The organism is Listeria grandensis, assembly GCF_014322885.1.
Lineage (GTDB): Bacteria > Bacillota > Bacilli > Lactobacillales > Listeriaceae > Listeria_A > Listeria_A grandensis.
In genome coordinates this window covers 301,644-319,356 of sequence record NZ_JAASUG010000001.1, presented here as the reverse complement: position 1 = coordinate 319,356, position 17,713 = coordinate 301,644, and the positions used below count along the sequence as shown (strand labels likewise).

16 protein-coding genes are annotated in these 17,713 nt (G+C 40.0%); 14 read left to right on the top strand and 2 right to left on the bottom strand.

What is annotated here, in order from left to right; all coding sequences use genetic code 11:
- The first annotated feature begins 70 nt into the window (after positions 1-70).
- Entirely contained in the window at positions 71-529 is a 459-nt protein-coding gene (locus HCJ54_RS01425) for a thioredoxin family protein (RefSeq protein WP_187136360.1), read from the top strand.
- Between the two features lie 63 nt (positions 530-592).
- Here the strand turns inward: HCJ54_RS01425 and HCJ54_RS01420 are convergent, their stop codons facing one another.
- Both HCJ54_RS01420 and HCJ54_RS01415 read right to left on the bottom strand, forming a co-directional pair.
- Positions 593-1,291, bottom strand: a complete 699-nt coding sequence (locus HCJ54_RS01420) for a Crp/Fnr family transcriptional regulator (RefSeq protein ID WP_036066147.1) — start codon at positions 1,289-1,291, stop codon at positions 593-595.
- 202 nt (positions 1,292-1,493) lie between these two features.
- Positions 1,494-1,949: a GNAT family N-acetyltransferase gene (locus HCJ54_RS01415; protein ID WP_187136359.1), complete on the bottom strand. Its 456-nt coding sequence runs from the start codon at positions 1,947-1,949 to the stop codon at positions 1,494-1,496.
- Between the two features lie 344 nt (positions 1,950-2,293).
- On the opposite strand from HCJ54_RS01415, the gene HCJ54_RS01410 reads away from it, so the two are divergent.
- From HCJ54_RS01410 to HCJ54_RS01350, 13 genes are all read left to right on the top strand, one after another.
- Positions 2,294-2,590 carry a WXG100 family type VII secretion target gene (locus HCJ54_RS01410; protein ID WP_036066145.1) on the top strand — a complete coding sequence of 99 codons (297 nt, stop codon included), beginning with the start codon at positions 2,294-2,296 and terminating at the stop codon, positions 2,588-2,590.
- A gap of 110 nt (positions 2,591-2,700) precedes the next feature.
- The gene (locus HCJ54_RS01405; protein ID WP_036066144.1) at positions 2,701-2,997 is read left to right on the top strand and encodes a WXG100 family type VII secretion target; all 297 of its coding nucleotides are present in this window, start codon (positions 2,701-2,703) and stop codon (positions 2,995-2,997) included.
- A 114-nt stretch (positions 2,998-3,111) separates the two neighbouring features.
- Positions 3,112-6,462, top strand: a complete 3,351-nt coding sequence (gene esaA / locus HCJ54_RS01400; protein WP_187136358.1) for a type VII secretion protein EsaA — start codon at positions 3,112-3,114, stop codon at positions 6,460-6,462.
- A complete protein-coding gene (gene essA, locus HCJ54_RS01395; protein ID WP_187136357.1) occupies positions 6,452-6,958 on the top strand; it encodes a type VII secretion protein EssA in 507 nt (168 codons plus the stop codon). The genes esaA and essA overlap by 11 nt, the downstream gene beginning before the upstream one ends.
- A gap of 16 nt (positions 6,959-6,974) precedes the next feature.
- Complete coding sequence (locus tag HCJ54_RS01390) at positions 6,975-7,226, top strand: EsaB/YukD family protein (protein WP_036066143.1); 252 nt, start codon at positions 6,975-6,977, stop codon at positions 7,224-7,226.
- A gap of 18 nt (positions 7,227-7,244) precedes the next feature.
- Positions 7,245-8,474 carry a type VII secretion protein EssB gene (gene essB / locus HCJ54_RS01385; protein WP_187136356.1) on the top strand — a complete coding sequence of 410 codons (1,230 nt, stop codon included), beginning with the start codon at positions 7,245-7,247 and terminating at the stop codon, positions 8,472-8,474.
- Position 8,475: 1 nt separating this feature from the next.
- Positions 8,476-12,984: a type VII secretion protein EssC gene (gene essC, locus HCJ54_RS01380; protein ID WP_187136355.1), complete on the top strand. Its 4,509-nt coding sequence runs from the start codon at positions 8,476-8,478 to the stop codon at positions 12,982-12,984.
- Between the two features lie 52 nt (positions 12,985-13,036).
- Entirely contained in the window at positions 13,037-13,456 is a 420-nt protein-coding gene (locus tag HCJ54_RS01375) for a hypothetical protein (RefSeq protein WP_185526185.1), read from the top strand.
- Complete coding sequence (locus HCJ54_RS01370) at positions 13,449-13,799, top strand: hypothetical protein (protein ID WP_185409666.1); 351 nt, start codon at positions 13,449-13,451, stop codon at positions 13,797-13,799. Before HCJ54_RS01375 ends, HCJ54_RS01370 begins: the two co-directional genes overlap by 8 nt.
- 1 nt (position 13,800) lies before the next feature.
- Positions 13,801-14,454: a hypothetical protein gene (locus HCJ54_RS01365; protein ID WP_187136354.1), complete on the top strand. Its 654-nt coding sequence runs from the start codon at positions 13,801-13,803 to the stop codon at positions 14,452-14,454.
- Positions 14,455-14,460: 6 nt separating this feature from the next.
- Positions 14,461-14,877, top strand: a complete 417-nt coding sequence (locus tag HCJ54_RS01360) for a hypothetical protein (RefSeq protein WP_187136353.1) — start codon at positions 14,461-14,463, stop codon at positions 14,875-14,877.
- A 12-nt stretch (positions 14,878-14,889) separates the two neighbouring features.
- A complete protein-coding gene (locus HCJ54_RS01355; RefSeq protein ID WP_187136352.1) occupies positions 14,890-16,557 on the top strand; it encodes a hypothetical protein in 1,668 nt (555 codons plus the stop codon).
- Between the two features lie 22 nt (positions 16,558-16,579).
- Positions 16,580-17,698, top strand: coding sequence for a hypothetical protein (locus tag HCJ54_RS01350; protein WP_187136351.1), 1,119 nt, complete (start codon positions 16,580-16,582; stop codon positions 17,696-17,698).
- The last annotated feature ends 15 nt before the right edge of the window (positions 17,699-17,713 follow it).

The window sequence follows — 17,713 nt, the reverse complement described above, 5'->3', positions numbered from 1 at the left end:
ATGAAGGCAAGTGAAATTAAGGGTAAGCGAGCAGTTTTTGCTCGCTTTTCATTTGTGGGGAGGTTTTCTGGTGAAGAAATATAAGATTATTTTGCTTACTATTGTCACGCTAGCTCTTTTTATTGTCGGTGTGCAGTTGATTGTGGATACGCATGCGAAAAATCTGGCGGATACGAAAGCAGAGGCGAATCAGCAAGTGATGCGCCATATTACAAACACGCAGATGAAGTCGATTTTGGCAGAGAAGAAGACAGGGTATGTTTATATTGGACGCCCGACTTGTCCTGATTGTGAGCCGTTCCGTAAGAAGCTTGTTGGAGCGCTGAAGGAAACAGAGCGCCAGGCTTTTTATTACAATACGGATAAGGCTAGGGAGGCTGACAAGAACTATACAGCGATTATAAAAGAAATGGGCGTCAGAGTTGTGCCAACGCTTATTTATTACACAAGAGGGCTGGAAACGGACCGTTATAAAGGAGATCTCGACGATCAAGCGCAAATCACAACCTGGCTTGAAAAACAAAAATAGAGTGTCAAACATATCGCTGAGCTTGTTCAGTTCTATGTTTGGCACTCTATTTATTTTGGTGAATTAGTCTGTAGTCCGAGGCGTGCGGTGTATTTCCAATTGCTCACGAAGCTTCAGAATGTCCAAAATGACGGTTGGCTTTGGTTTCAGTCTGATAATGCCTTGCTCTCGTAATTTTTGAAGCTCTACATTCGCGCGTGTTCTTGGAACTTGTGAAACTAGGGCAAGATGGTTTTGCGTGATGCCGCGCGGAAAACTGATACCATCATCTGTCTTGATTCCAACTGTGTTTGCAATGTAAAGCAATGCCGAAATAAGTCGGCGACGAGGATCATGGTGGGCAATTTCAACAAGGGCATTACGCTCGTGTACTTGACTGTAACCATCAAAGTACAAGAACCAAAAACCGTCTGAGTCTGTTTGGAAAAGGCGAAGAATATCATTTCGGTTGTAAATTCTGATTTTTGTATCTCGCAAAGCAGTTACATTAAATTGAAAAGGAGAATCTAACAAGAAATTAGCACTACCAAACCAAGTATTACTATTTAAAAAACGAGTAATTACTTGTAACTTATCTGAGTTTGTTACACTAAATGAAATAAGTCCAGAATCCACTATGTAAAAATGGGAATCTATTTTGCCTTCCTCCACAATGAGTTCATTTTTCTTGAAGCTCGCCGTCTTGTGTGGAATATCCAGTTCGGTTATCTTTTCAATTAACTTTTCTCCATTAAAATTTTTTACTAAGTCAGCTACATACATAATTTGATTTCCCCTTCTCTTTAACGATTGATCTTACTTCTTATTATAAAGATTTTTCAAAATAAAAAAAGTCATAAATTATACTTTCGTAAAGAAAATTAAGTATAATATGTTACAGTTTTATGAATATGTTAAAAATATGCAACTTTATAGAGGAGTAATTGGAAAAATTAAACTGATTTTATAAAAGACGAATGTTTTTTCATCCGATCCATGAGAGTTGCAGAATAATTTGATCTTGGGCTAAAATTCCATTTTCCCAGATTGATTTAGAATAAGATGTAGTAAAATAATTTGGAACAATCTCGACCATTCGAAACCCAGCTTTTTGATAAAAAGCAAGTGCCTGAATACTCGAATTAGCTGTTTTGACGATCAAGTTTTTGCTATGTAATTGCTTTACATGGGAGATAGCGTAATCTAAAAGTTGTTTTCCATAGCCTAGCCCTTGGTACTCTGCTAAAACAGCGATATTGACGATTTCTGAGCAATCTTCTTTATTTTGTATACAAACAACTCCGACTGTGTATTCCTCTTCTTCTATCAAGAAAACGTCAGATTGATAAAAGTAACGCTTAATCTCAGATATATTAGGATCTGCCAAAAGTAAGGCTTCATAGGGTATTATATCATACTCTGCCCATTTCTTAATTTCCATGAGAGCACCTCCATCCTAATAGTAGCAATGATATCAAAAAAATACAATTAATATGGAAATTGCATAGTAGTATAGATTCAGGTTAATACTAATTGATTATGGATGATATTGTTTTGGCGATAATAGTGTTAATAAATCCATTATATGTAAAGAGAATGCTTACTTGGTTGATTTTTTGAAAAAAATGAACATAAATACAACATAATAGGAAATATAATGAAAATGTTCACAAAAAATTCACAAATAGAATCAACAATAATTAGTTCTTTTTTGCTATAATGGCAATATAGCCCATTAGGCTATGGTATACCTCAAGACCTAAAAATAAAAAGGAGTTGAATGACATGTCAGGACAAATTAGGATGAGCCCTGCGGAACTTCGCGATCGTTCAAAAACATACGGTCGTAAAGGACAAGACATCGAACAAATTTTAAGAGAGTTAGAACAATTACAAGAACAATTACGTAGTGAGTGGGAAGGGGAAGCGTTCCGTAAATTTGATGATCAATTCCAGCAATTGAAACCAAAAGTAACGGATTTCTCCAACTTGATGCACCAAATCGAACAGCAATTAAGCAAAACAGCAACAGCGGTGGAAGAAAACGATGCGAATTTATCGCGCAATTTTGGATTGAATTAAAGCGTTACCAATTGCATAAAGTACATAATACATCTTTGTGCAGTTACCGATGAGGTCGTACATTGTGATGTGCGGCCTTTTTAATTTGATTAAAAGGAGATGGAAGAACAATGTCAGGACAAATTAGAATGAGCCCTGCGGAACTCCGCGATCGCTCGAAAACTTACGGCCGTAAAGGGCAAGATATCGAACAAATCTTAAGAGAATTAGAGCAATTACAAGAACAATTACGCAGTGAGTGGGAAGGGGAAGCGTTCCGTAAATTTGATGATCAATTCCAGCAATTGAAACCAAAAGTAACGGATTTCTCCAACTTGATGCACCAAATCGAGCAACAACTGGCTAAAACAGCAAATGCGGTGGAAGAAAATGATGCGAATTTATCTCGCAATTTTGGATTGAACTAAGAAATATTAGATGCTGGGGCTATTTTTTAGCCTCAGTAATATAGTAAACGCCTCATTTGGAAATTCGAAGTTGGGAGACTTCTTACATAAATAAAGCATCGGGAGTGGATACAAGTGAAAAAAATAAAGTGGAGTGTGTTGGCTTTTTTAGTGCTGGCTTTGCTTCTTTCGGCTGGAACGTCTTACTTGGCGTTGGAACAAAATGCGGCTAAGAAAGAAAATGGTATGCAAACGAAAAAAATGTCCATCGCGCTTGTCAATGAAGACATCGGAGTTAGGACGGATGACGGCGAGAAAATTGATTTTGGTGATAAATTTACAGCGAAAGTTTTGAAACAGACGGATCATAAATGGGCGACTACTTCTCGTGGATTTGCTGAAAATGGTTTGAAAAATCGGGTGTACGATATGATTATCTTTATCCCACAAGATTTTTCAAAAGCGGCGATGTCCATGACGTTGGAAAAGCCCGAGAAAGTGAAGATTTCTTATCGAATTAGTGAGACTGGAAATAAAGATGTAGCAGCAGAAGCGGAACGAGCGGCAGCGGCTGTACTAGAAGACTTTAATAGTCAGATTATTGATGTTTATTTTGCGAGTATTCTTACTAACCTTCATGGAGCGCAGGATAGTATAACAAAATTGGTCGACAAGGAAGAAACGTATGGTTCGATATATGATGCGCATGTTAATTCGCCATTATCTAACTATACGCAACAATTCAAAACGGTGCAGGATTACACGGTTATGTCTAAAGATAGTTTTAAAGGATTGCAGGATATTTTAAAAGGATTTGGAACAGGGCTCGCGGAAGGAACGAAAACGAACGAGACGTATTTTCAGTCTTTAGAAAAATTGGCGAAAAGTCAAGAAACGAATGCGCTTGTTTCAAAGTCGTTTGCTGAGCAGATGTCAGGAAACGATACAGCGATGTCAACGGCAGATGTATCGGAACAACTTTCTAATCTGAAAAGTTCTAATGATGCGCTTTTCAAGCAGTTTCAGAAAATGGAAGAGGAACGGACATTATCGACGCAGGTAGATAGTGTACAGACATACCTAGATGCAGTGAGCGAGCAGGTTGCCATGATAAATACAGAGGTTACGACAAAAATGGGCGAAAGCTTGCGTGGAAGTGTGGAAGGGGACTTACTTAATTATATTTCGGATGAGGGGAATCGGAATATTACGCTAGATGATTTGACGGATAAGACGTTGAATAATCGCTTTAATGATGAAATTCAAAGATTAATGAAAGAGATTCCGAATTACGATGCTTATTTATTGAAAGATGATGCTAGCGCGGAGGAAAGAGCGGTTTTCAATGAGTTGCGGAATGTGATTGAAATCGCTAGAAGGTATATGAGTTCGAATGCAGGCGATTGGTCGGAGGGACTACTGGATAAGAAAAAAGAATTTCCAAAATATGAAGCGGTCGAAAATGCGATTGATAAATTGAAACAGGAGAAGATCGCTGGGCTTGGGACGCGTAATTTGGTTGACGGAAATTACTATATTTATACCTTTAGCCAAGATTTCCAGATTGAAAAATCGGGAGTTAAAGATAATACACAAAAATTGATTTTTAAACAGCCAGAAGGTTTTGCAGTGCCTAGCAGTGAAGCGACTTATTCTGTTAAGCTTACGAAAGAAGATGGCAGTTATGTATACAGTACGACTAACTACGATGAGGCAAAACAGGAGTGGACGATTGATATCGATCCAAGTGTGACGGACCCTGATGGATCGGGTGTTACAGCCTTGGATTTGAATTTATTCATTGAATTGTATATTAAAGAAGAGGCGCTTACAAATACGGAAGGAACGGGGTTTGATTTATTTGCTCCGATTAAGGTTGATGTGACAAATATCGAGACTAGGTTGGAAGTGGAAGAACCTGCGGACCCAGACAATCCACCTGATCCACCAGTTACTAATCCGGTAGAAGATAAAAACGTGAACATCGAATTAGGGCCGCAGTACATTATTACGACGCAAGAGCGAGATGATGCGATAAAAGAAGTACACGATACGATTGGGGCTATTGAGAAAGAGACAACAATGTTAGCGGATAATGTGGCGGATTATGTCAAACCGTACTATAAATTATCTGAGCTCTTTAAGACGTATTACGGTATTGATGCTCGCGTTACGCCATTAGATTTAGACGGAAAATCATTGACGGAGTACGCAGCGGACAAGAAGAATTCCTACTACTATCAATTCAATATTGAAAATCGAATTGCAAGTATGGTAACGCTGATTACAGATAATGTCACGAATTTTATCCATCGGGATTTAGAAATTTTCCAGCAGCAAGTGGATGAGTCACAGATGCGGACGGCGATTACGAAAGAGAATGCGAATGTGTTATCGGAGCGTTTAACAGAAACAACGACACAGGCGGCGACTATGAATACGAGCGTTGCCCAAACGCTTGCAAATGTAGAAGCATGGCGTAAAGCTAGCCTAGAGTTGCTTGAAAAAGGCGGCATCGTTGTGACGAATAGTGGCGATGAAAAATCCGCTACTTTATCTTTGGGAAGTGAATTTGGCGCGTTACTATCGCAAAGTAAGTCATTGGCGGATTCTTCAAAAACGAATCTTAACTCGGCGGATAATGTATACAAAACATTTGATGCTATTGATAAACAAGCGAAGAACATCCAAAACAGCGGTTTAGGCATTGTAACGCAAGCGCAAAAACTATCGGCAAATATGGCGAATAAGCTAGGAACGGATCAGGAGTTTGCTTCTAATTTCGCGACTATGATGAAAAATAGTCGTGTTGGTGATCGCCAAAATGAAAATTTATATAGTTTTCTGAGTAACCCAGTCGAGAAAGTAAAAGGGGAAACGATTGCGGCGGGAGATACGTTTACACCGTACTTGATTGTTTTAGTTTGCTTTATTGTTGCTTTATTTACGGGTTATGTGATTGCGGCACAGGAGCGTAAACGTAAGCAAGAGGATGAGTTTTCCGAAGAAATGGCGTTGGCGTATCAAAATACACCGATTACGCTCATGACGGTTGGAATTGCCTTGATTGAGGGCGCGATTATTGGTGTTATTTCTGCCTACTTCTTGGAAATGAAAGGCGTTATTTTCGTTTCTTGGATGGGTGTTATTATGTTGGTTGTATTTGTTTTTGTAACGATTTCTACTTACTTGTTACGACAATTACGAATGATTGGGATGTTCTTGTTACTCGTTATTTTAGCGCTTTATTTATTCTTAACGGAGGCAGTTGGGCTTAAAATTGACCAAGATTCGATGTTAGCTACGATTCGTTCGTTGTCGCCATTGCAATATGTGGAGAACTTGTTGAATGGGTTTATGAGTCGCACAGATGATTGGCTTGTTCTGATGTATAGTCTGATTGGCGCGGCGGTAGTTGGTATAATCGTGAATTTATTCGTATGGCATCGGAGTAAGCAGGCAGGAGGAAACGACGATGAAGCATAAAAAAAGTATGATTTCTGCGATTCTGATGGGGACAATTCTTGCTATTCCTGTAGGTGTCTTTGCGGCGAATAGTGAAGATTCGTACCTTGGCGATGATGGGAAAATGGAAATGCAGTTGGACCGGGCGACAAAAACGATTGACGAGAAGAACACGGATATGGATACAGAGCAAACGGAGCTTGAAAAAATGGGAATCACGTTATTCACGCCTGAAGCTGAGAAAAATGCTGCGGAGATAAAGGCGCAAGAAAAGAAACAAATGGATGATATAAAAGCTGCTCTGTTTACTGGGGAATCAAAAAAAGATAATTCCGTGCAAGTGATGAAAGCTTCTTTGTTTTCTGAGGCAGAGGAAGTAGCGGGGCAAAATGAAGTGACGGCAGTAGGTCAAGATGTGCCAGAAAAAACGAATAAGACGATTTGGTGGGTTCTATCGGGTATTGTTTTGGCTGTAGGCGCGTTGCTTTATATGGTTGTTCGGAAAGTATGGGAATAAGGAGAGGGAGATAGAGATGGCACAAGATACGCATATTAATGTGACGATCAATTTTACGAAGTGGGGTGGGCGAATTCACGATTTGCGAATCCCGAAGCACCAACCGGTCAAGGCATTGCTACTGAATTTGGTAGAGACGTTAAAGTTGTCGCAGCCGAACATGTCGCATTGCGCGATTAAGGTGGCTAATAAAGAACTATTGTTGACAGATGATGATAAGTTGACAGATTTTCAAATTACAGACGGGGACATCATTGAAATTTTATAAAAGGGAGATTTGAGACACATGATAACGAGAAAAATAATGGTAGATGCGATGGAATATAATTTTCAGGTGGATGGGACGACTTGGCAGGTTGATTTTTCGAAGTCACAAACGAAGGTGAAGGATATTCGTCAATTGGCTTTGTTGAAGGAGAATTCGACTTTTTTTGTACCGGCTTCTTTTGAGGATAAGGGCGATGCGTTGTCGTTCCAATTCGATACAGCTGGAAAAACAACATGGGATGAGTTGTATGGACTTGATCGGAATGAGAAGTTACGAGCGATTGGTAATGTAGCACGTTTCGCAGAGTTGTTGAAGACGCGATTTACGTTCTTCTTACATCCAGAAAATATGGTTTTTGATGTGAATCAAATGCCGTTTTTAGTGTATCGTGGGATTCGTGATGTGTTGCCGCCGTATACGATGACAGACGAGAAGTTTTTGAAGCAGTATAAGTGTTTGATTGTGGCGCTGTTTTCGAAAAAGTACGCGTTTGATGAGTTGATTTCGGGATCGCTTGATAATGCGAAGGGGACGAGTTTTGATCGGAGTATTATTGAGGCGAAGGATTTAGCGGCAATTGAGGAGATTTTAGCGGAGAGTTATGCGAAGGAAACGGCGGCTGTGAATCGGAAAATGACGCTAGTGCAACGGAAGAATTATCGTTTGTTTAAAGGGCTTACGATTGGATTTATTATTGCGACGCTTGTTCTGGCGGTTCCGGTTGCTTATTTTGCTTTTGTGAAAGTGCCATTTCAAGAGACATTGCTGAGCGCGAATGAGGCGTTTATTGCGGATGATTATGGAAAAGTGACGGAAACGTTGCGTGATGTGGATCCAGAGAAGTTACCACAAGCGAGCAAATTTGAATTGGCGAAATCGTATGTGGAAAGCGCGAAACTGAGCGATGTTCAGAAGAAGACGGTGCTACAAAAAACAACGCTAAAATCACCGGAAGAGTATTTATTGTACTGGATTTATGATGGACAGGCGGAACTTACGAAGGCCAATGATATCGCGCTAACGATGAAAGATAATGATTTGCAGGTTTACAATTTAGCGAGACAGATTGAGCAGTTGGATGCGAATACGGAAATGAAGGCTTCTACGCGAAATGAGGAACAGGAAGCACTCAACGACAAAATCAAGAAGGTAAAAGAGAACGAAGCGAAGTTAAAAGAAGAGATGGCGAAAGAGGAAGCTAACCAAAAAGAACAAGACAAAGCAAAAGCAACATCGGAGGTCGAATAACATGGAGAAGCAACTACTAACGATTAGTTATGGCAACCAGCTACATAAATGCCAGCTAGATTCGAAAAAAGAGGTAACGATTGGTGGAGATTTGAATCATACGGTGACCTATGAGAACTTGGCGGATTCGTTGCAAGTGATTTGGAACGAGGACGCGGAGCAATGGTTTTTAGGTGATTTGCCGCTTGCTTTGAATGAGCGTCTGAATTTGGAGACGTCTGACGGGGAGAAGATCCAGTTTTATTTGACGGAGGATTTGGCCGCGCAGGTTTTTGATACGACGACGAAATATTCGATTACATTTGGTGAGAAGGATTTTAATGATGTTGTGATTGCGGGCACGACGGCGGATTTGTTGTTTATTCGTGAGGAGCTTGGTGCGACGTTTAAATTGAACGTGTACGGTGGGATTGTTTACCATAACTATTATCGTGTGGAATCGGAGTGTATGTTGCAAGCCGGGGATCAGCTTTATTTTGATGGCGTGACAATTCGGGTTGGTAAGGAGGACATCGAGATTATCGCGGGAGATGGCCGTGTTCATGCGACGCTTGCGCAGTTGGTTGCGCCGGACAATGCTTTTAGTGCGGATTATCCGGATTATCACCGGTCACCGCGGATTATTTATCGTGCGCCAGAGACGAATTTGACGATCGCAAAGCCGCCGGGCAAGCCTTCGAAACCGAGCGAGGAATTGATGAAAATTTTGATCCCGCCGCTGATTATGATTGTGATGTCGATTGTGATGATGTTTTTACGTCCGAATCCGATTTTTGTGTTGATGACGCTTGGGATGACGGGCGCGACGGTGATTTTCTCGGTGATTACGTATGTGAAAAACCGCAAAAAATATAAGGTGGACATGAAGGAACGTGACGCGAGTTATCGTCGTTATTTGAAAGACAAGACGTCGGAACTTCACGCAGCAGCGGAGGAACAGGCGCATTCGCTACATTATCATTTTCCAACGGTGACGGAGATTCGCGATATGGCGCTTTCTGTTGATTCGCGGATTTATGAGAAGACGATGTTTCACCATGATTTTTTGCAGTATCGGGTTGGTACTGGGGAGGAGAATACGTCGTTTCAAGTGGAATTCCAAGAGGAGGAGTTCACGCAGGACAAGGATGAGTTGGTGGAGAGCGCGAAGGATTTGAAGTCGCAGTATTATTCGGTGAAGGATGTGCCGATGGGGACGGATTTGATGAACGGGCCGGTTGGTTATATTGGGCACCGCGCGCTTGTGTTGGAGCAGTTGCAGTTGATGGTGATGCAGACCGCGCTTTTCCACAGCTACTATGATTTGCAGTTTATTACGGTATTCCCGGAAGAGGAAAAGGAACAGTGGGACTGGATGCGTTGGTTGCCACACGCGAGTTTGCGCGATATTAATGTGCGTGGCTTTGTGTACCATGAGCGTTCGCGGGACCAGGTTTTGAACTCGTTGTACCAAATTTTGAAGGAGCGCAAGATGGCTTTGGAGGAAAAGGGCAACAAGTCAGAGCAGATGTACTTTTCGCCGCATTATGTGGTGCTTGTGACGGACGAAAAACTGATGATGGATCACACGGTGATGGAGTTTTTCAATGAGGATCCTAGTGAGTACGGGGTTTCGCTTGTGTTCGTGCAGGACGTGATGCAAAGTTTGCCAGAGCATGTGAAAACGGTTATCGATATTCGGGATGCGAAGAACGGGAATGTGATTTTGGAGCAAGGTGAGCTTGTGAATCGTAGCTTTACGCTGGATCATTTCCCTGCTGATTTTGATAAAGAGAGTGTGAGTCGTGCATTGGCGCCGCTTAATCACTTGCAGAACTTGAAAAATTCGATTCCAGAATCGGTGACATTTTTGGAGATGTACGGTGTTGATCGCGTGGAAGAGCTTGGAATTAGCGCGCGTTGGGAGAAAAATGAGACGTATAAAAGCTTGGCGGTTCCGCTTGGTTTGCGTGGGAAAGACGATATTGTCAACCTAAATTTGCATGAAAAAGCGCATGGTCCGCATGGTTTGGTCGCGGGTACGACGGGTTCTGGTAAGTCGGAGATTATTCAATCGTATATTATCTCGCTTGCCGTGAATTTCCATCCGTACGAAGTTGCGTTCTTGCTGATAGATTATAAAGGCGGCGGAATGGCGAATCTATTCCGAAACTTGCCACATTTACTCGGTACAATCACGAACTTGGACGGTGCGCAGAGTATGCGTGCACTCGCTTCGATTAAAGCCGAATTGCAAAAACGTCAACGTCTATTTGGCGAGCACGATGTCAACCATATCAACCAATATCAAAAATTATACAAATTAGGCGAAGCATCCGAAGCGATGCCGCATTTATTCCTGATTTCCGATGAGTTCGCCGAGCTAAAAAGTGAACAACCGGAATTCATGAAAGAACTTGTTTCAACGGCGCGTATCGGGCGTTCGCTAGGTATCCATTTAATTCTAGCAACACAAAAACCGAGCGGTGTCGTGGATGATCAAATCTGGTCCAACTCGAAATTCAAACTGGCGTTGAAAGTACAAAATGCGTCGGATTCCAATGAAATTTTGAAAACACCAGACGCAGCCGAAATCACGCTACCAGGTCGTTCGTATTTGCAAGTCGGGAATAACGAGATTTATGAATTGTTCCAAAGTGCTTGGAGTGGTGCGGATTACGTGCCAGATAAAGACGATCAGGAGCAAGTGGACACGACGATTTACGCGATTAATGATCTCGGTCAGTATGAAATTTTGACGGAAGATTTGAGTGGTTTGGGCGATAAAGAGGATATTTCAAAAGTGCCGTCAGAACTTGATGCGGTGATCGACTATATTCACGATTACACGGAGGAAGCGAACATTGCGATGTTGCCGCGTCCGTGGTTGCCGCCGCTGGAAGACATGATTTTCTTGCCAGAGCTGCATCCAATCGATTACAAAGACGCATGGCAAAAAGGCAAGCGAGATTTGGAACCAGTTATAGGGATTGTGGATCAGCCACATTTACAAAGCCAAGATGTCCATACCCTTAATTTAACAAAAGACGGTCATCTAGCTGTATTTTCAAGCCCTGGTTTCGGTAAGTCAACATTCCTACAAACAATTATGTTAGGCCTTGCTCGTGAGCATTCACCAGCGCACCTAAATGCATATTTATTTGATTTCGGAACAAACGGCTTATTGTCTCTGAAAAACCTGCCACACATCGCAGATACAATTGGTATTGAAGAACTTGAAAAATGTCAAAAATTTGTTCGTCGATTAACAGCCGAGATTAAAGAACGCAAGAAAATGCTTAAAGATTATAGCGTGGCTAGTCTAAAAATGTATGAACAAGCAAGCGGTAAAGAAGTACCATATATCACGATTGTGATCGATAATTATGATGCTATCCGTGAAGAGGAAGTACTCGTAAATATGCTAGAGCCGCTCATAACTCAGATTGCCAGAGAGGGCGCGGGAATTGGTATTCATTTACTAATATCTGGTGTACGACATGCCGCTCTTAAAGTTCCACTTGCTTCAAACATCAAGATGCAATTAGCGCTGTTCCTAATAGATAAATCGGATATAAGCTCGATTGTAGGCAGAACAACAATGGCGATAGAAGAGTTACCTGGTAGAGGGCTTGTCAAAATTGATGAACCGACACTTTTCCAAGCAGCATTGCCGAATATAGGTGAAAACACACTAGAAATTATCGAAGCAAATCAAAAAGAAGCAAATGAGATGAGAAGTAATTGGAAAGGAGAATTGCCTAAGCCAATCCCTATGGTTGCAGAAGTATTCCCTATCGAGGAGCTGTTTGAGATGGAGAAGACGAAGAAACATCTTACAGCATACGGTGAGTTGCCACTGGGAATTGATTACGAGTTTGCTGAACCCGTAGCAATCCCACTTTATAAACAAAATATTGTCATAGCTGCTGGCAGTTCATCGGTTGTTGTTGATAATTTAACTGCGATTGCAAAAATAATGAATAGAAAAGAAAATGTAGAAACATCGGTCATTGATCAAAGTTCCATGGGGCTCGTAAATGCTCGACAACTGGTGAACAACTACCTAACAGATGTTGAGGAAATAGAAGAATTCATTGAGGAAATCTATGACGAGTTTAAAGACCGTGAAGCATCCTATTTAGAAATGGTTCAAACGAGCGATATTTCTGGGACTCCATTTGAGTTTTACCGTCAGTACGATCCAAAATGCATTATTTTCAATGGTTTAGTACAAATTAGTGAGGCAGTATCATCAAGAACACAATCGCAACTACTAGAAATGCTGCATCAAGATGGTAAGACGGGAATTTGGTTTGTTATTGGTAATGAGCCAGCGGTTATTAATAAAGGATATGGCGATATCGTAAATAAAATTAGAGATAGTAAGCTAATTGTTCTATCTATGCGTGTCTCCGATCAAAGTGTTTTCAGTACAACGAATCGTATGATGCAAGAAAAGCCACTTGAAAAAGCAGAAGCCTATATAATTTTTGATGGGCAATTACAGAAGATCAAATTAGGAATGTAGTTGTAAGACATCTAGCCTACTGGATAGTAGGCTAGAATATAGGAGGGATAAGATGGCTGCCAATGATGCTGAGCTACTGGAACGAATCAATCGAAATAAAGAAAAAAGAAAAAAATATAAAGCCGTTATAAAAGTAATCGACTCTAATCGATTAAATCAGTCTCGATCCTCCGATATGAGTTCTACAGAAAGTTTTGTTGACTCTAATCGAGAAAAAGTGCAGACGATGGAAATGACCAATGCATATGACTATTTAGATACACTCTCGTCAAAATTAAAAACCGATTTAAAAGATATTGATACGTATATTGATTTTGCAAAAGACTCCATAAAATCAATTCAAGACTTGCACGAAACTTTAGAGTCAAAAAAGAGAAGTCTAGATGATAAAATAAGTGACGATGTAGATAAATATAACGATGGGAAAATGCTCTGGGAACGCGAGTTAAAAGGAGATGGATTGTTTGGTTGATATGACAGATTTGAAAAATATAAATTCCATACAAGATAAATTTACCTCGGATAAGGTCAAATACAATAGCACGAGAACTGGTGAGGCGTTGCAAAAACTACAAGCGGCTGAAACGTTATTAAATACAACAATACCCGAAGATATAAAAAGAATCACTGGGAAAGAATCGCTTTGGAAGGGGAAAAGCAAGACAGAGTATGACGAATTAAAGAGCTTTTATACAAGGTTTAGGAAGGATTTTAATGAAGCTGTGAAAGAATATAGAAAAGCGGTTGAAGGCGCTGATCATCTGTTGAATAACATTAGCGATGCCAAAGTACTTAAAGAAATAGGTGATGCATAATATGGAGTTTACGAGTGAAGCTTTATACGCGTTGAACATGCTGAATGATGATTCTACTGATATATTTAATGTACCTATCCCAAAATATAATGAAGAGGGTGAACTGGAAAATCTCAAAATAGTGCTTGAAAAAGGATATAGCGATCTAGAAAAAATTGGCTTGTTTCAAAATGGTGAACCGACAGAAGAAGGCTTGAAATATGGCTATATTTTGAAGAAATATCAAAAAGCAAAGCGTTACATGACGTTAAATAGTTTTACATGCGCTGTTGATGTAGACAAGAATAAAATGTTTTCACATGTACTAGAAAAAACAGACGAAAACATATACACGCTAGAACGAACAGATAAAATGATTTTGCTAGCAGTCTTTTATCAAAACATTAAATTTCTACAGCAGTTGGATAATAAACAGCAAAGTGAAGATACAAAAATCTGGCAAGACTATGCGTTATTGCGATTAGAAGCATATTATAGCCAGAATGAAGCTTTTCAGTTACAGTATTTTGAATATGATAAATGTACCTATTCAGCCTTGATTATCGATAATGATACAGAGATTATTGAGTATGATTTACCAAGACAAAAAGTTCGTTCCATAGCAGGGAAAACATTGAAAAAGCAATTTGTTAAATTTATGAAAGTGCAGGTGTGATAAAATATGGGAGCAGGTGAAATTTCGATCTCGCTTACTGAACAAGAACAACTGCTTGTTGAAATGCAGAAATTAGCACAGCATTCAGGAGAGTTGACACAATTGCTGAAAGAAGCAGGAGAAGCAGTAAGTGCGATTTGTTTAGAAGGTCAATTTAAAGATAGAATTGTTAACAATGATCAAGGAACAATATCACGATTCACACTCAAAGCACAGACACTCCAAACATTGGCAGAAGTTTTGTCAATCCAAACAGAGAACACGTATAAAGCAATGATTGACACGGATAAAATGCTAGCGATGCAGGTGGTAAATGCAATATTGAATGAGCCAGGGACAACCACAGAGTTCAAATTAGCATGTGAGCAAGATCCTAACGCAGTGATTGACCAGGTGAAAACCTACATGAAAGAAAACAAATAGGGAGGTACGGGCATGGTAATGTATAAAAGTGATAAGTCTCTCTGGGAAAGTAGTAATGGTGGTAGCAGCGGTTATAGTTACACAGGATCGTACTATTCTTCGTACTCAACAGAAACGCCAGAATCCTACGCGGTAAAGAGGATTGGAGAAATCTTAGATGGCATTGAAGAAGTAAAAGCCGAGTTAAGAAGTCAGGGTTTGTCTGATTTATTCCCGTCACGAGGTACATCTTCATTATCCGCGAGCAAAGGAAAAAGTGGGCTAGAGAAAAAATACCAACACGCGAATGAACTCGTAACATTAGCCGGGCGCGTGCATAAAGAAGTGTTGCAAAATATCGATGGAAAAATTACACAAGCAATGAATGATGCAGTTAAAAAACTTGATAACGTGAACGAAGGCAAGAACGCATATAAAACAGATAAGCTAACATTTAGCGAAACGTACACAACAACAGATCCTTATTCAGGGATGACCTCAACATACACAACACAGAAAAAATACACACTAGATCAAATACTTAATTCCAGCGATAGTCCAATTAAAGCGACTAAATTATTATATGACGAACGCCTAAAATTAATAAATGAGCTTATGGATAGTGGCGAAATTACAGATAAGGAAACCATTAAAGAACTTAAAGGGATGAGTAATGACGAACTGGTGAGAGCCTTTTTCCCAACCCAACTAGGCGAATTCGAAGAGCTGAAATCAACGTGGCATGAAAATAATGCGGGCTGGTTGAAGTGGGTGGATATTGGTTTGACCGTCGTCGTTGGCGTGGCGCTAGTTGCATCGGCTTTTGTGACGGGTGGCGCATCGTTACTACTCGCAGCCCCAGCACTCGCCTATTTAGGAACAAAAGCAGTGGTCGGTATTGCTGGCGGAACAAATATGATTACCGGTGATATTCTGGACACAGAGGATAAAGTCTGGTTAGGCGTGGATTTTGTCGCATCGACATTATCGTTCGGAGCAGGAGCGATTGTGACGAAACTGGGTAGCTCGTTGCGCGAAGGCTCGACATTGGCGAGTACACTGAAATTAGCAAAGGGAGCAGAGGATATAGCCGGAAAAGTAGATTTAGCGATAACAACGATACGAAATCCATTACTCGGAGCGACACTAATAGGTGGTGAAAAAGGAGTCGGAATGATAGCGTCGAAGGTTATTAGTAAGTTTAACGTGAGACGTGTGGCGGCATCGATTGATGAGTCGAGTCTTGGCCGAGGATGGCATGATTATTTTTCCACAGGAGACTATAGTGACTTACACGGTGTACAGCGAGGCAGATTAGAGAACTTGTCATCACAACTTGGCGGCGAATTCTCAGTAGAAGACTTGGCGATTATTAATAAATATTATGATTTCCAGTTGCCACAGGGTGTTGGGGATAATGCGTTTACAGGGATTGGGATTAGAGAGTGGAATCCTGGAAATTTGATTGATTCTGGAGATCAGAGAATTATTTCTGAGTTTGAACTGAAAATAGATGAGTATAATTTAGCACATTCAACTATAGTGGACAGATTTAGTGAAAAGCAAACAGAGGCAATCGCTCAAACAGCAGGTGATGTTTCTAAGGCACTAATTGATGAAGGTATTCCAGAGAACCTTTGGGATACTATATACGATAAAATAGGGATTCCTAAAGATCTTAGAAATCCTGCTGTTAATTAATAAAAAATAGGAGGGGATTGCAATGTCTTTTTTAAAAAAAATATTTGGTGGAGTAAATACAACTTCTGCAAAAAAATTATATGGTACAGTGGAGGAATGGCGTAGCGCTGATAAAAAACAATTGTCTTTATACAAAGAAAATATTTCACAAGCAGTCAAAGAAGGTAGAATATCGCCTTTAATGCTAGGGAGGTTTTTGATAACTATAAATGAGGTGCTTGAGGGGGAATCAATTTTATATAAGGCTACGCAGGATAAAGTAGCGGGCGCAGAAAGTGACTATGTAGATTCAATGTCTTATTACTTTATGGTAAAAGATAGATATAATCAATCCGCTAAGCAAGATAAATGGTTTACTAGATGGATTGAGATGGCCAATAGATGTGTCGAAAATGGAGAGGAAGATGCAGAGGTAAGGCTGGCTGATATTTATAAAGCTTGTTATAGCATAAAAGACCCTGAATTTAACGACCTAGTACCAAAGATAACCCATTTGTATGAAGTTGCGGCGTCGAAACATCAGACCAAAGCAGCATTAAACTATGCTGTTTTCATTATGGATAAAATAGGTAGCGAGGAGTATGGGAGATTAAATCCTGTGCAAAGCGTACCATGGAAAGTAGCAGAAAAGTATATTTTACAGGCTTTATTGGATGAAAAAAACACTCAAGATAGAGATTATGCTTATTCAACCATGGCGCATTATTACACAGAGTTTATCCGTATAGATTTAGAAAATGCAATTGGTTTCTATTTTGATGGGAAAGAGATATCAGAGATAGCGAAAAATATTGAAAAGAATAAGAAGGAAATTATCAAACATCAATCTAAGGAAATTACTCCTAAGAGTTTTATACAATCAAGCTTGAATAATTACAGTATTCATTTTGATTTTCTATGTTTATCCAGTGCATTAAAAGCAGAGAACAGAATGATTTCTATAGCAGATGATTATGTATATCAAATTAATAGAAAACGTTTTGCGGATATTCAAGTTAGTATGAAAAAAGAAGAAGCAATGGATGCTTTGAGTGAGTATTATTTAACTAATGAACGGGAACTGAACAATAAGGGTATAAAGTTTACAACGGCAACATATGAATTTATGAAAAAGCGGAAAGAAGGTATGACCAATGCATAATAAAAGTTATATGGT